Origin of the sequence: Terasakiella sediminum (genome assembly GCF_033100395.1) — a bacterium.
Classification (GTDB): Bacteria; Pseudomonadota; Alphaproteobacteria; order Rhodospirillales; family Terasakiellaceae; genus Terasakiella.
Window position 1 is genome coordinate 213,449 of record NZ_JAWLVJ010000004.1, and the last position, 14,796, is coordinate 228,244.

Sequence of the window (14,796 nt, forward strand, 5' to 3'; positions counted from 1 at the left end):
TTCTTAGGCTCCGTTTGTGATTTCAATTAATTTAGCAAGGGCTGCTTTGGCTTTGCCACTGTCAATTGCACCAGCTGCCATTTCCATACCTTCTTGAAGGCTGCTGACTTTATCTGCCACCATCAATGAGGCAGCTGCATTCAACAATACAACATCACGGTACGGACCTGTTTCACCATCCAGCAAACGTTCGATTGCTTTGGCATTATAAGCCCCATCGCCGCCTTTAAGATCATCTTCTTGCGCTAAGGATAAACCAAGATCCGTTGGTGAGATTTCAAACTCACGAACCGCGCCGTCAACATATTCGGCCACAAAAGATGGCCCTGTTGTTGTCAATTCATCCATCCCGTCAGAACCATGAACGACCCAGACTTTCTCACTGCCCAGACGCCCCAGTACTTCTGCCAGTGGACGCACCCATTCTTTTGCAAAGACGCCTGTCATCTGGCGTTTTACACCAGCCGGGTTTGAAATTGGGCCCAGCAGGTTAAAGATCGTGCGGGTGCCCATTTCTGTGCGCGCAGGCCCGACAAAGCGCATGGCTGAATGATAAAGCGGCGCCATCATGAAACCAATACCGGCATTTTCAATTGCATCTTCAACAACCGGAATACCAGCAGACATATTCACACCAAGACTGGTCAGAACGTCAGCTGCACCTGATTTCGAAGAAAGTGCTTTGTTACCGTGCTTGGCAATACTCACGCCACATCCAGCCACAACAATCGCTGTTGCCGTTGAAATATTCAGCGTTCCTTTAGCGTCCCCACCTGTACCCACGATATCAATCGCATCGGCAGGGGCTTTCACAGGGGACATTTTCTCACGCATGATGGTTGCAGCCCCCGTGATTTCATCAACGGTTTCACCGCGCACCCGCAAAGCCATAAGGAAAGCGCCGATTTGCGCGTCGCTCGCATTGCCAGACATGATCGTATCAAAAGCCAGCTTGGCATCATCCACAGACAAACTTTTACCGTCTGCGACGGTGGCGATAATCGGTTTCATTTCATCGCTCATATCTTTTATCCTTGTTCTTTTGCGAGGGTGAGGAAATTTTCAAGCATTTTATGCCCATGTTCAGAAGCAATGCTTTCCGGGTGGAACTGAACCCCATGAATTGGCAGTTCCTTATGCTGAACCCCCATAATAACGCCATCTTCTGACTGTGATGTAACTTCCAGACAATCCGGCAGACTGTCTGGGTCAATGGTCAAAGAATGATAACGGGTCACTTTCAGCGGAGAAGGGATATCCTTAAACACACCTCTATTGGTATGTGTGATCGGACTGACCTTGCCATGCATTGGGGCAGGGGCGCGAACGATCTTGCCGCCAAACGCCTGGCCAATGGATTGATGCCCCAGACACACGCCGAAAATTGGATGCGTCCCTGCGGCCTTTTCGATCAATTCAAGACAGATCCCCGCCTGGTCTGGATCACAGGGACCAGGGGATAAAATAATTCCATCCGGGTTCTTTGCCAGGGCCTCGTCAGCCGTTAACACATCGTTACGAACAACTTCGATATCCGCGCCCAATTCACCAAAATAATGAACCAGGTTGTAAGTAAAGCTATCGTAATTATCAATTAATAGAAACATATCAAAATCTTACAAGCTACTTTAAAAGTAAATTCTCAAACACTTTAACTTTCGATAAAGGTCCAATTTACGGCAGAATGCAAGGACAGGCGCGCAAGGTCAAGGTCGTTTTTTCCCCTTGACCTTGCCCCCACTGGAAGGACCATATAACATTCCAGTGAACTGGAAGATTTTACAATGACTGAATATAAGCTTCAAATTACCGGCATGCATTGTGCCGCATGTTCGACACGGATCGAAAAAGTCCTGAATAGAATGGGGGCTGTGGCCGAAGCCAATGTGAATTTGGCAACGGAACAGGCGTTTGTTCAAGTAAGCGACCCATCCCTCAGTGAAGAAGAAATCATTGGCAAAATTGAAAAGGCTGGATTTGGTGCCTCACGCCTTCCAGAAGATGCGCCTCTGCAAGAGGAACCGAGTGATAACTCAGAACTCTATATCCTCGCGCTATGTATCACCCTTACGCTTCCCCTTATTGCCCCGATGGTCCTGATGCTTGCTGGAAAAACATGGCATTTGGACGGATACATCCAGTTCATTCTGGCAACCCCCGTTCAAATCATCGCAATTCATCGGTTTTACAAGTCCGCCTGGGGGGCGTTAAAGGGCCTTACAGGCAACATGGACCTTCTCGTGGCCTTGGGCACCACTGCCGCCTACGGATTAAGTTTGCACCTGCTTATAAGCCCTTCTGGCGACATTCCCATGCTGTATTTTGAAGCCTCCGCAGCCGTCACCACACTTGTTCTTTTAGGGAAATGGCTGGAAAATCGGGCAAAAAAAGGGGTCACACAGGCTATTCGCGCCCTGATGAAGCTGCGACCTGAAACAGCAAGACGCCTGAAAGACGGCACCCTAGAAGAGATTGCGATCAATGAAGTGCGCCTAGGGGATCATATCCTTGTAAAACCAGGCGAAAACATCCCCGTGGATGGCATTCTCATTGACGGTCAAACTGATGTTGACGAGTCCATGCTGACGGGGGAAAGCATGCCTGTTACAAAAAGCATTGGTGATGCTGTCACAGGTGGCTCAATCAACGCAGCTGGTCTGATCACCATTGAAACCACAGCCATTGGAAAAGCGACAACACTGGCAAAGATCATCGAAATGATCCAAGGTGCACAAGCCAGTAAAGCTCCCGTTCAAAAACTGGCCGATCAAATCGCCGCTGTTTTTGTCCCTATTGTTTGCGCGATCTCTGTCTTCACATTTTTAGGGTGGCATTTGTTTGGTGAGATTAACACGGATCAAGCCCTCATCAATGCAATCACAGTTCTTGTTATCGCATGCCCGTGTGCACTGGGCCTTGCCACCCCGACAGCCATTATGGCGGGAACCGGGGTAGGGGCCCGACATGGCATCCTGATCAAAGATGCGCAATCACTTGAGCTTGCCCATAAAATCGACACGGTTGTCTTTGATAAAACAGGAACTTTGACCGAAGGCAAACCGCAGATCATCAAACAATCCGGTGATTACCTTGATATTGCCGCCAGTCTGCAACAAGGTAGCGAACACCCTTTGGCTAAAGCTTTCAAGACGGACCATCCTAAAACTGTCACGCAGTTCATAGCAAGCCCAGGCAAGGGGATTGAAGGCGTCATTGATGGCACTTCCTATCGCCTTGGAAACCGCAGCCACATGAAACAGGACACATCCTCCCTTGAGGCACAGGCCGTAGAATATGAGAAATCCGGGATGACAGTTGTCTGGCTTGAAAATGATACAGAAGTTTTATCGATTTTCGGGCTGGCTGATAAAGTCAAACTCAACAGCCCGAAATCTATTAAAGCTTTAAAAAATAAAAATATTTCATCAGTGATGCTAAGCGGTGACAATCAACAAACCGCCCAAACGGTTGGCCATTCCATTGGGATTGACAAGGTCATTGCCGAAGTTCTTCCTGACGAAAAAGCCAGCCACATCACGCAATTGAAAAATTCAGGAAACACAGTTGCCATGGTCGGAGACGGTGCAAATGATGCCCCAGCCCTGGCAACAGCAGATGTCAGCTTTGCAATGGGAACAGGATCAGATGTCGCTATCCATAGCGCAGGGATCACCCTAATGCGATCTGATCCCATGCTCGTCCCACAAGCCATTGAAATTTCAAAAGCGACCTATCGCAAAATTCAACAAAACCTGTTTTGGGCCTTTATTTACAACGTTATTGCACTGCCCGCAGCAGCGCTTGGCCTATTAAATCCGGTGATTGCAGGGGCCGCTATGGCGCTGAGCAGCGTAAGTGTCGTGAGCAATTCCCTGTTATTGAAGAGGTGGAAACCATGAACATCAGTGCCGTTTCAAAACTTACAGGCGTAACCGCAAAAACCATTCGATATTACGAAAGCATCGATCTGATGCCCGAACCCAGGCGGGCCGAAAACGGGTATCGCGACTATTCGGATAAAGACGTTGAAATTCTTAAGTTTATTCAAAGTGCACGCAAGATGGGTTTTCCTCTAAAAGACGTCGCAAACCTCCTGGAACTCTGGCAGGATCGAAATAGGGCAAGCCGTGACGTGCGAGAACTGGCGGAAAGTCATATTCAGGAAGTAGAAAACCGCATTGCCGAGCTTCAAAACATTCGCGACACGCTGAAAAACCTTGTAGATTGCTGCCACGGTGACGATCGCCCGGATTGTCCCATCCTGAACAGCTTCGTTAAGAAAGAAGAAGATTGTGGCTGCGACTAAGAACAAACAGAAGAAGAAAAAGTCAAATTCCAACCTTTATATTCTGCTTGCACTCGTCCTGAGTCTGCTTGCCTATGGTGCTGTTTACTTTCAGGACAAAATATTTAAACCAGCACCGCCCAAACAAACGTCGGCAGCCAAACCCTGGTACAAAGAACACACCCAAGTCCCTGAAATGATCCGCCTGCCGGATGCCCCACTAATCCTGGCATCTAAAGACGCTGAAATTGACGAGACCATTCAGGAACTGGTACCCAAAAAACCGCTTAAGAAGAAAGCGAAGCCAGCCCCAAAACCACGACTAAACAATGTTGAGGTCGCTGCCAAACCAACACCGCCGAAACAGGTCGTATTTTACGAAGAAGCCTTGCCTAATGACGTCTACACGCCTGTTATCACCGTCAGTAAACCGAAACAAAACAAGGTGTTAAATACAACACCGCGACCTTCTATTGTTCAAACACCAGAGTTAAAACCGCGCTGGCTGCAACATGCCCTCAAGATAAGCGTTCCTAATAATAAACCGATGATTGCGCTTGTTATTGATGATTTGGGACTAGATCGGAAACGTACAAAACGCACCCTGGATTTGCCGGGCCCCATGACCATGGCCTTTATCCCTTATTCCAAAAAGCTGAAAGAACAGGCAGATATGGCCACCCAAAAAGGGCATGAGCTTCTGCTTCACCTGCCGATGGAGCCCCTGAACGATAAAATCGATGCGGGCCCCAATCATCTGAACACACACCTTGCAAAAGAAGATCTTTTGGACCGCATTCATTGGAATCTGGAACGTTTTGACGGCTATGTGGGCGTAAACAACCATATGGGCAGCCGTGCAACAACGGATGAAACCGTTATGGGTGCATTGATGGCCGAATTGCGCAACCGAGAAATGTTATTTCTGGATTCACGCACCAACGCCAAATCAGTTGGCGCCAAAATGGCAAACCTCGAAGGTGTGCCTTATGCGGAAAGAAACGTCTTCCTGGATAATGTGAATGAGAAGGGCGCTGTGCTCAAACAATTAAGCTTACTTGAAAAAGTTTCCAAAAGATCTGGCTTTGCAGTCGGTATCGGTCATCCACGTGATGGCACCATTGCCGCCTTGAAAGAATGGCTGCCAACCGCAGAAGGCAAAGGGTTTGTTCTCGTCCCAATCTCTCAAATCGTTATGAAAAAACAAGGCCTCAGTTAAGGAGAAATAAATGTCCACCACCTATATCGTTGACGGCATGACCTGCTCTCATTGTTCCCAAGCAGTAACAAATGCGCTTAAATCTATTGATGATGATGCTGAAATCTCAATTGACCTGACCACGAAAAAAGTAACCATCAATGGATTGGACAATGAAGACCAAATCAAAGAAGCGATTGAAGATGCGGGTTTTGATTTTATGGGAAAAGCCTGACAAGAAAAGAGCCCCTGCAAAACAGGAGCTCTTTCTTAATTGCTGACTTTTTGATCAGAAGCAAATTTATATGCTTCTTCCGCTGCCCTTACAAGGGCACGGGCCTTGTTGATACTTTCCTGATACTCCCCCTCGGGCGAGCTATCAGCAACCACACCACCACCGGCTTGAACATACATCTTGCCATCTTTCAGCAAGGCTGTACGCAGCGCAATGGCCGTATCCATATCACCATTGGCACCGAAGTAGCCGATACAGCCCGCATAGAAGCTGCGACGTTCCGGTTCCAGCTCATCAATAATTTCCATGGCACGCACCTTTGGCGCCCCGGAAACCGTCCCGGCCGGAAACCCGCCGATCAAGGCATCCATATTGTCAAAGCGATCTGTATCCAGCTGCCCGACAACGTTTGAAACGATATGCATGACATGGGAATAAAGCTCGACAATAAACTTGTCTGTCACTTCAACTGTCCCAATTTTGGCAACACGGCCGACGTCATTGCGCCCCAAATCCAGAAGCATCAGATGTTCTGCCAACTCTTTGGGATCAGATAACAGATCTTCTTTCAAAGCCTGATCTTCTGCCGCATCCGCACCACGCTTTCGCGTGCCCGCAATCGGGCGGATGGTAACCTCACCATCACGTTGACGCACCAGAATTTCAGGACTGGACCCCACCAATGTAAATTCCCCAAAATTCAGGAAGAACAAAAAGGGTGACGGGTTCAAACGACGCAAAGATCGATAGAGTGCGAAGTGCGGCAATTCAAAGGGCAGGGTGAAACGTTGCGAAAGCACCGCCTGGAAAATATCGCCTGCCAGAATGTAGTCCTGCGCCTTATGCACCATATTGTGAAAATCTTCACGGGTCATATTGCTTTCAGGTTCCGGCAACTTGCCAATATCCGCGTTGAAATCGCGCGAGACATGAAGGCTGGTTTGCAGGTCATCAACAATTTCCTGCAAACGATCCAAGGCACTGTCATAAGCATCCTTGGCAGACATGCCGTCTTTGGCACGCACAGGCGTCACAATCGTCACAACATCTTCGATCGTATCAAACGCGGCAATGATGGTCGGGCGCATAAAGACGCCATCAGGAATGCCCAACGGATCAGGATTGCTGTCCGGCAATTTTTCCATCAAACGAACAGTATCATAGCCCATATACCCCACCAGGCCAGCGGCCATCGGTGGCAAATGGTCAGGCAGGTCAATCGCACTTTCATCAATCAGGCTGCGCAAGGAATCCAGTGACGGTTTATCGCAGGGTTCAAAAGCGTCGCGTTCCAGATCAGCAATGCGATTGATTTCTGCTTTCTCGCCAAAACAACGCCATGTCAGATCAGGCTTAAGCCCAAGGAAGGAATAGCGGCCACGGTTTGCACCACCTTCGACAGATTCAAGCAGGAAACTATCCGGCTTGCCATCCGCCATTTTCATCATGGCAGAAACAGGTGTTTCCAGATCAGCAACCAGCTTGGTCCATACGACTTGAGAGTCACCTCCGGCATAGATGTCACTAAAGGCGTTAAATTCAGGATATGCTTTCATCTACTATTGCTCTTGCATAAAGAGGCGATTAACCATCGCACGATCAATTGAAACATTATACTGGCCGCGCAAGGCGTTTACAAACTGACCTTGCAGGTCATTTGAAATGCCATTTGCCATTTCACGACGCAGCGCATTGATCGCCGCCTGATCTTCAGCGCCTTCAACAGATTTGATCTCGCTTAAAACCGCAACCACATGGCCTGCTGTTGTGGCACCACTGGCAACATCACCAATCTTACCGTCAAACAGCTGTGTCATCACCTCATCAGGCAAGACCCGTTCTGCACGGGTAAAGCCGTCAGCAGATGTCATCACAAGATTTGCTTCTTTCGCCGCATCACCAAGTGTCGAACCGCCTTTGACTTTTTCCAGCAAAGCGTCTGCTTTTTCTTTCGCAGCCGTCTGTTTTTTCTGATCTGCCACACGGTCTTTGGCGATTACTTTGACAGTTTCGAACTCGCGAGGTTTGCTAACGACCACATTGTCAACACGCACCATGTAATATCCGCCTTCGCCATCGTCTTTCATGGATGGTTCGGCATCAATTTCCAATGCAAAGATATCATCAAGAATCACTTGCTTACCGGCAAGGTCGGTATCTTTACCTTCCTTGTCTTTACCCTGCTTGTCGGTCAGTTGCACTGTTTTCAGACTAAACCCAACCGATTGGGCTGCTTCTTCAATAGTTGCACCGCCACCGAGTTGATCTTCAACATCATTTGAAATACCGAACACTTCTTCCAAAGCCATTTCAATGGCAACCGTTTCACGAAGGTCATCTTTCACTTCATCAAAGGTCGGGTTTACTTCCTCTGTCGCCGCAGTTACGCGCACCAGGTGCCACCCCAGCATGGATTGGATCGGGGCGCTGATACCATCCTTGCCCAAAGCAAAGACGGCTTCCTGCAGTTCTTCCGGCAAATCGGCCTTTGTCACATCACCAAAGAGAAGGGCATCTTGTTCCATCCCCAAAACATCCTTGGCGACAGCTGCAAAATCTTTACCGCCAGCAATTTCAGCTGCGGCAGATTTGGCTTCTTCTTCTGTGCTGAAAACCATTTGTTCGACCGTGCGGCGACCGGGTTTCACCAATTCAGCCTGTCGTGCAGAAAAGGCGTCTTCGATTTTTTCCAATGGCACGTCAATGTTATCAACCAGATCAGCTGGTGTAATATGCAGCATGGTCACCGAACGATATTCTGGGGCCATAAATTCTGAAACATTGTCATCGTAATATTTACGAATTTCTTCGTCAGTTGCTTCAGCAACATCACCTATGCTGTCTTTATTGATACGAACGATCTGCGCAGAACGTTTTTCCTGCAAGTGCTTATAGAGATCTTTCGCAACAACTTCCGGCATTGTCGTACCACTGATCAAGGTGCTCAGCACCTGTTGAACAGCCAATTCGTCACGAACCAATTCGATATATTCATCTTCATTCAACTGATTGGAAAACAAAACCTGTTCAAAACGGGGACGGCTAAACTGGCCTGCATCCTGGAACATTTCAGTCTTGTGGATCGTCTGGCGGACCAGGGCGTCACTAATCGCCACATCCATGTCGTTTGAGCTGACCTCCAAAAGCGTACGGCTGACCGCGCGATCAATCACGCCTTGACCAACAAAGCCACGCATTTGTTCATTCAGCGGCTGGCCGCCTGTCAGTTGACGCATTTGGTTCATCTGGCGTTGGAAGTCGTTATAAACTTCCTGCACAGAAATTTCTTCACCATCAACTGTAGCGACACTGCTACCTGTCGCGGCAGGTTGCAACATATCACCAACCCCCCAGGCTGCGAAGCTGATGATCAAAAGAACCAAAAGAATTTTGACTACAAAATTACTTGTTTTTTTGCGTATGCCGTCGGTCATGGTGAGAATGTTCCAAGATAAATGTTATTAAAAGCGGTGCGCATCATAAAAGGCGAAGCACAACCTCGCAACAGCTTTAACAGGCTAAATGAAGCAAGAATATGACAAAGTGAACAAATGGGTGGCGCTAAAAGTCAGATTTGTGTAAAAACGGCCCAACTCCCCAAACGAATACACAAAGGACTTACTCTATGTCTCGTCGTCCCTTAATCGCAGGTAACTGGAAAATGAACGGCCTGCGCGCTGATGCACAAAAACTGGCTGGCGAAATTGCCGACCTTAACAAATCTCAGGGTGAAACAGCTTTCGACCTGCTCGTCTGCCCCCCTTATACAGTGATGGAAACCGTTGGCACTGCCTTAGAAGACTCCGGCGTTTTCTTTGGTGCACAAACATGCCACACGGCTGCAAGCGGCGCACATACAGGTGACATCAGCCCAGTCATGTTAAAAGATGCAGGCTGCACACACGTTATTGTCGGCCACTCAGAACGTCGCACAGATCACAACGAAACGGATGCTGACATTCAGGCACAAGCCATCGCAGCAAACGAGCAGGACTTAATCGCCATTATCTGCGTTGGGGAAACAGAAGCTGAACGCGAAAGCGGTAAGGCACTGGACGTCGTGCGCGAACAAATCCTGGGGGCTGTGCCTGCAAATGCAACGGTTGAAAACACTGTTATTGCTTATGAACCTGTCTGGGCCATTGGCACCGGTAAAGTTGCGACTCCTGACGATGTGCAGGAAATTCATGCAGATATCCGCAAAACACTGGCCGATAAACTGGGTCAGGACCGTGCAGATGGCATCCGTGTTTTGTATGGCGGGTCCATGAAACCCGGAAATGCCCCTGAATTACTGGCTTTGGCCGACGTTGATGGCGGATTAATTGGTGGTGCATCCCTAAAATCAGAAGATTTTTGGGCAATTGCGCAAAGTTGTCCTAGCAATTAATTTTTCTTCGCGTTAAAAGAAGCCCCAAGTTTCTGGAAATTTGAATTTAAGGATGGAAGAGCAGCGATGACAAACGTTCTTCTCGTAATACATTTGGTTTTGTGCCTGGGCCTGATTATTCTGGTCTTGATCCAACGTTCCGAAGGCGGGGCTTTAAGTGGCCTTGGTGGCGGCGGCGGCGGTGGCGGCATGGGCGGTCTGATGACCGGTCGTTCTGCATCTAACCTGCTGACACGTGCAACAGCTTTGCTAGCTGCGGGCTTTATGGTGACTAGCCTGATTTTGTCTTTGCTGGCAAATGCCGATCGTAACAGTGGTTCTATTCTCGATGATGACTCGCTGACACCGATCACACAGGAAGCACCTGCTGCACCAAAACCAACTGAGCCAGGCGCGCCTCTGGCCAAATAAGTTTCGCTTTCACTTTTTTGAAAAGCGCACTTGAAATTACATCGAAGAGGCGGTCAAATGACCGCCTCTTCTTCTTTGAATAAAAAAGTAGTCGTTTAGGTTATAAACATGACAGCACGTTATATTTTCATCACTGGTGGTGTGGTCTCTTCCCTTGGGAAAGGCTTGGGTTCTGCGGCTTTGGGCGCTTGTTTGCAAGCACGTGGCTTTAAAGTCCGCCTGCGTAAACTGGATCCATATCTAAACGTTGATCCGGGCACAATGAGCCCTTATCAACATGGTGAAGTCTTCGTAACTGATGACGGTGCTGAAACTGACCTTGACCTTGGCCACTATGAACGCTTCACTTCTGTAAGCGCGATGCAAAGCGACAACGTCACGTCCGGTCGTATTTATTCAAGCGTGATCCAGAAAGAACGTGCTGGTGAATATCTGGGTGCGACAGTACAAGTTATTCCGCATGTCACTGAAGCGATTAAAAATTTCACCAAAGACAATGTCACTGATGAAGATTTCATCCTTGTTGAAATCGGCGGGACTGTTGGTGATATCGAATCCCTGCCATTCCTGGAAGCCATCCGTCAGATGGGCAACGAACTGGGCCGTGGTCGCGCCATGTATCTGCACACCACACTTGTTCCTTACATTCCAGCAGCGGGCGAGCTAAAAACAAAACCAACACAGCACTCTGTTAAAGAACTGCTGGGTCTGGGGATCAGCCCGGATGCACTGTTGTGTCGTTGTGACCGCGAAATTCCGGCAAGTGAACGTCGCAAGATCGCCCTATTCTGTAATGTTGCCGAAGATGCTGTTATCCCGGCACTGGACGTTGACACAATCTACCGTGTGCCGCTGTCTTATCACGCAGAAGGTCTGGACACTGTTGTTCTCAAACACTTCGGTATGGCCGCCCCAGAACCTGATCTTTCCAAATGGGAAGAAATTGTTCATCGCGTACTGGAACCGGAAGGCGAAGTCAATGTCGCCATCGTTGGTAAATATGTTGAACTGCTTGAAGCCTACAAATCTCTGGGCGAAGCCCTGACACATGGCGGCATTGCCAACAACGTTAAAGTCAATCAGCACTGGATTGATGCTTCCACACTTCTGGAAGAAGACGGTCTGAAACAGCTGGAAGACAAGGATGCCATCCTCGTCCCAGGTGGTTTTGGTGAACGTGGTGCCGAAGGTAAAATTGCGGCAGTTAAATATGCCCGCGAAGAAAAAGTACCTTACTTTGGGATTTGTCTGGGGATGCAAATGGCTGTTGTTGAAACAGCACGTAACCTGGCTGGTATTGAAGGGGCAGGGTCTTCTGAATTTGGCAACTGCAAAACCCCAATTGTTGGTCTGATGACCGAATGGGAAAAAGACGGCGCCAAAGAAACCCGGGCACAAGATGGCGATCTTGGCGGCACCATGCGCCTGGGCGCTTATCCATGTAAAATGGTTGAAGGCACATTGGCTTACGACATTTATGATGGCGCAAAAGAAATTTCCGAACGTCACCGTCACCGCTATGAAGTCAACGTTGAATTTAAAGAAAAGCTGGAAGCAGCTGGGATGAAATTCTCCGGTCTGTCACCAGATGGCGTTCTGCCAGAAATCGTTGAATTGCCGGATCACCCGTTCTTCATCGGCGTTCAGTTCCACCCTGAACTGAAATCACGCCCAACAGATCCGCACCCGATTTTCAAAGCCTTCATTAAAGCCGCAATTGCGCAAAACAGACTGGTATAATCATGGTTGCACAAAAACATGTTCAAGTTGGCAATGTTACCTTCGGGAACGACCTGCCATTCTGTTTAATCGCAGGTCCATGTTCTATGGAAGGGCGTAACCATGCCCTAGAAATGGCGCATGCACTGACTGAAATGTGTGGTGAATTGGGCATTGGCCTGATTTATAAATCATCTTTCGACAAAGCCAATCGCACAAGTGTCGAAGGTAACCGTGGCATTGGCATTATGCCTGCCATGTCGATCTTCCAGGAAGTCAAAGACACCTATGGCTGCCCGGTTATTACGGATGTACATTCCGAAGGCCAATGCGCCGTTGTTGGTGAAGTTTGTGATATGATGCAAATCCCGGCATTCCTGTGCCGCCAAACCGACCTTCTGCTAGCGGCTGGTCAGACTGGCAAAGCCGTCAACGTCAAAAAAGGTCAGTTCCTGGCCCCTTGGGATATGCCGAATGTGGTTAAAAAAGTGGCTTCCACAGGTAATGACAACATCCTGATTACGGAACGCGGATCAAGCTTTGGCTATAACACGCTGGTAACAGATATGCGCGGCCTGCCTCAAATGGCACATGACACGGGGTACCCCGTGATCATTGACTGCACCCATTCCGTCCAGCAACCGGGCGGGCAGGGGAATTCCTCTGGTGGTCGCCGCGAACTGGCGCCAGTCATTGCACGTTCGGCTATCGCACTTGGTATTGCAGGCGTGTTTGCTGAAACACATGATGACCCGGACAAAGCCATTTCAGATGGGCCAAACATGATCCCGGTGCATAAGTTGAAAGGGGTCTTGCAAACCTTAAAGGCTCTGGATGAAGTTGCAAAAGAAAACCCTGTCGATTTGATTGGTATGGCAACTTACTAAAACGTCAGATTACCTCATTAAACTCGTCTCCTTTCTGTATTTCTTCTGATTGAGATATTCTTTTACTAAAAAGATGAGGAGCGAGTTTTGAGGCCTAGCCAATCCGGCAAATTCAGAAAATACTTCTAAACTCAAGTTCAGTCTTTCCTTGATTTTTCACCCCTAACGCAGTATTGAATTGGCCGTTAGGGTGCCGGACCCTATCTTCACAATCTGTATTCATATATCTCTGAAAGAGAGCATCTTAAATGAGCGCTATTATTGATATTCACGGTCGCGAAATCCTCGACAGCCGTGGTAACCCTACTGTTGAAGTTGACGTATTGTTGGAAAGCGGCGCGTTTGGTCGTGCAGCTGTTCCGTCCGGTGCCTCCACTGGCGTACACGAAGCTGTTGAATTGCGTGATGGCGACAAAGGTCGCTATCTCGGCAAAGGCGTCGAAAAAGCTGTTGAAGCTGTAAACAGCGAAATCTTTGACGCGTTGGTTGGCATGGAAGCCGACGAACAGCTTCTGATCGACCAAACCATGATCGACCTTGACGGCACTGAAAACAAAGGCCGCTTGGGCGCAAACGCTATGTTGGGCGTTTCCATGGCCGTTGCGCGTGCTGCTGCTGAAGAAGCAGGCCTGCCACTTTACAAATACCTGGGCGGTGTATTTGCCCGTGAACTGCCGGTTCCATTGATGAACATCATCAACGGTGGTGCGCACGCTGATAACCCCGTTGATATCCAGGAATTCATGATCATGCCTGTTGGCGCTTCCAGCATTCGCGAAGCCATCCGTATGGGCGCAGAAGTCTTCCACGCATTGAAAGCTGCGTTGAAAGCTGCTGGTCACAACACGAACGTCGGCGATGAAGGTGGTTTCGCCCCAGGTGTTGCTTCTTCTGAAGAAGCTCTGAGCTTCATCATGACAGCGATCGAAAACGCGGGCTACAAAGCTGGTGACGACATCGTTCTGGCTCTGGACGTTGCGTCTTCTGAATTCTACAAAGACGGCAAATACGAACTTGCAGGCGAAGGCAAGTCCCTTTCTTCTGTAGAAATGGCTGACTACCTAGCTGACCTGGTTGAGAAATTCCCAATCGTTTCCATCGAAGACGGCATGGACGAAGATGACTGGGACGGCTGGAAAGCACTGACAGACAAAATCGGTGACAAATGCCAGCTGGTCGGTGATGACCTGTTCGTAACCAACCCGAAACGTCTGGCAGACGGCATCGAAAAGGGGGTTGCAAACTCCATCCTGGTGAAAGTGAACCAGATCGGTACGCTTTCTGAAACGCTGGAAGCTGTAGAAATGGCACAGAAAGCTGAATACACAGCTGTGATTTCTCACCGTTCCGGTGAAACAGAAGATTCAACAATTTCCGATATCGCTGTTGCAACAAACGCAGGTCAAATCAAAACAGGTTCCCTGAGCCGTTCTGACCGTATGGCAAAATACAACCAACTGATCCGTATCGAAGAAGAACTCGGTTCAAGCGCTGTATATGCTGGTCGTAAAGTTCTGCGTTAATACCGCATAAGACTTAGTGAAAAGGCCGCTCACATGTGGGCGGCCTTTTTTTATGCTTATGACCCGTCCTGAAATAAGTTGACAGATTGGAGACTTATTATGGGAAACAAAGAAAACAAGCGGGTTAAGCGCACACAGCGTGATTATC

Annotated in this window: 13 protein-coding genes; 9 read left to right on the forward strand and 4 right to left on the reverse strand. The window is 48.6% G+C overall.

Features of this window, described 5'->3' with window-relative positions:
* Nucleotides 1–3: 3 nt before the first annotated feature.
* Nucleotides 4–1,023, reverse strand: coding sequence for an anthranilate phosphoribosyltransferase (gene trpD, locus RYZ26_RS04750; RefSeq protein ID WP_317682010.1), 1,020 nt, complete (start codon nt 1,021–1,023; stop codon nt 4–6).
* Nucleotides 1,024–1,028: 5 nt separating this feature from the next.
* Entirely contained in the window at nt 1,029–1,607 is a 579-nt protein-coding gene (locus RYZ26_RS04755) for an anthranilate synthase component II (RefSeq protein WP_317682011.1), read from the reverse strand.
* Nucleotides 1,608–1,784: 177 nt separating this feature from the next.
* Here RYZ26_RS04755 and RYZ26_RS04760 point away from each other — a divergent pair, with 177 nt between their 5' ends.
* The 4 genes from RYZ26_RS04760 to RYZ26_RS04775 are packed head-to-tail and all read left to right on the forward strand — an operon-like array spanning nt 1,785 to nt 5,718.
* Entirely contained in the window at nt 1,785–3,899 is a 2,115-nt protein-coding gene (locus tag RYZ26_RS04760) for a heavy metal translocating P-type ATPase (RefSeq protein WP_317682012.1), read from the forward strand.
* Nucleotides 3,896–4,306, forward strand: coding sequence for a Cu(I)-responsive transcriptional regulator (gene cueR, locus RYZ26_RS04765; RefSeq protein WP_317682013.1), 411 nt, complete (start codon nt 3,896–3,898; stop codon nt 4,304–4,306). Before RYZ26_RS04760 ends, cueR begins: the two co-directional genes overlap by 4 nt.
* Nucleotides 4,293–5,504: a divergent polysaccharide deacetylase family protein gene (locus RYZ26_RS04770; RefSeq protein WP_317682014.1), complete on the forward strand. Its 1,212-nt coding sequence runs from the start codon at nt 4,293–4,295 to the stop codon at nt 5,502–5,504. The genes cueR and RYZ26_RS04770 overlap by 14 nt, the downstream gene beginning before the upstream one ends.
* A gap of 10 nt (nt 5,505–5,514) precedes the next feature.
* Nucleotides 5,515–5,718: a heavy-metal-associated domain-containing protein gene (locus tag RYZ26_RS04775; RefSeq protein WP_317682015.1), complete on the forward strand. Its 204-nt coding sequence runs from the start codon at nt 5,515–5,517 to the stop codon at nt 5,716–5,718.
* A gap of 35 nt (nt 5,719–5,753) precedes the next feature.
* Here RYZ26_RS04775 and trpE read toward each other — a convergent pair whose 3' ends face one another.
* Nucleotides 5,754–7,274 (reverse strand): anthranilate synthase component I, encoded by a 1,521-nt coding sequence (gene trpE / locus RYZ26_RS04780; protein WP_317682016.1) that lies wholly within the window; start codon nt 7,272–7,274, stop codon nt 5,754–5,756.
* 3 nt (nt 7,275–7,277) lie between these two features.
* A complete protein-coding gene (locus tag RYZ26_RS04785; RefSeq protein ID WP_317682017.1) occupies nt 7,278–9,152 on the reverse strand; it encodes a SurA N-terminal domain-containing protein in 1,875 nt (624 codons plus the stop codon).
* Nucleotides 9,153–9,343: 191 nt separating this feature from the next.
* Between RYZ26_RS04785 and tpiA the strand changes: the two genes are divergently transcribed.
* The 5 genes from tpiA (at nt 9,344) to eno (ending at nt 14,648) form a co-directional block, all read left to right on the forward strand.
* Entirely contained in the window at nt 9,344–10,108 is a 765-nt protein-coding gene (gene tpiA, locus RYZ26_RS04790; protein ID WP_317682018.1) for a triose-phosphate isomerase, read from the forward strand.
* Between the two features lie 66 nt (nt 10,109–10,174).
* The gene (gene secG, locus RYZ26_RS04795; protein WP_317682019.1) at nt 10,175–10,519 is read left to right on the forward strand and encodes a preprotein translocase subunit SecG; all 345 of its coding nucleotides are present in this window, start codon (nt 10,175–10,177) and stop codon (nt 10,517–10,519) included.
* 108 nt (nt 10,520–10,627) lie between these two features.
* Nucleotides 10,628–12,259, forward strand: coding sequence for a CTP synthase (locus tag RYZ26_RS04800; protein ID WP_317682020.1), 1,632 nt, complete (start codon nt 10,628–10,630; stop codon nt 12,257–12,259).
* Between the two features lie 2 nt (nt 12,260–12,261).
* On the forward strand, nt 12,262–13,125 hold the full coding sequence (kdsA, locus tag RYZ26_RS04805; RefSeq protein WP_317682021.1) for a 3-deoxy-8-phosphooctulonate synthase: 864 nt from the start codon (nt 12,262–12,264) through the stop codon (nt 13,123–13,125).
* 248 nt (nt 13,126–13,373) lie between these two features.
* Nucleotides 13,374–14,648 (forward strand): phosphopyruvate hydratase, encoded by a 1,275-nt coding sequence (eno, locus tag RYZ26_RS04810; RefSeq protein ID WP_317682022.1) that lies wholly within the window; start codon nt 13,374–13,376, stop codon nt 14,646–14,648.
* The last annotated feature ends 148 nt before the right edge of the window (nt 14,649–14,796 follow it).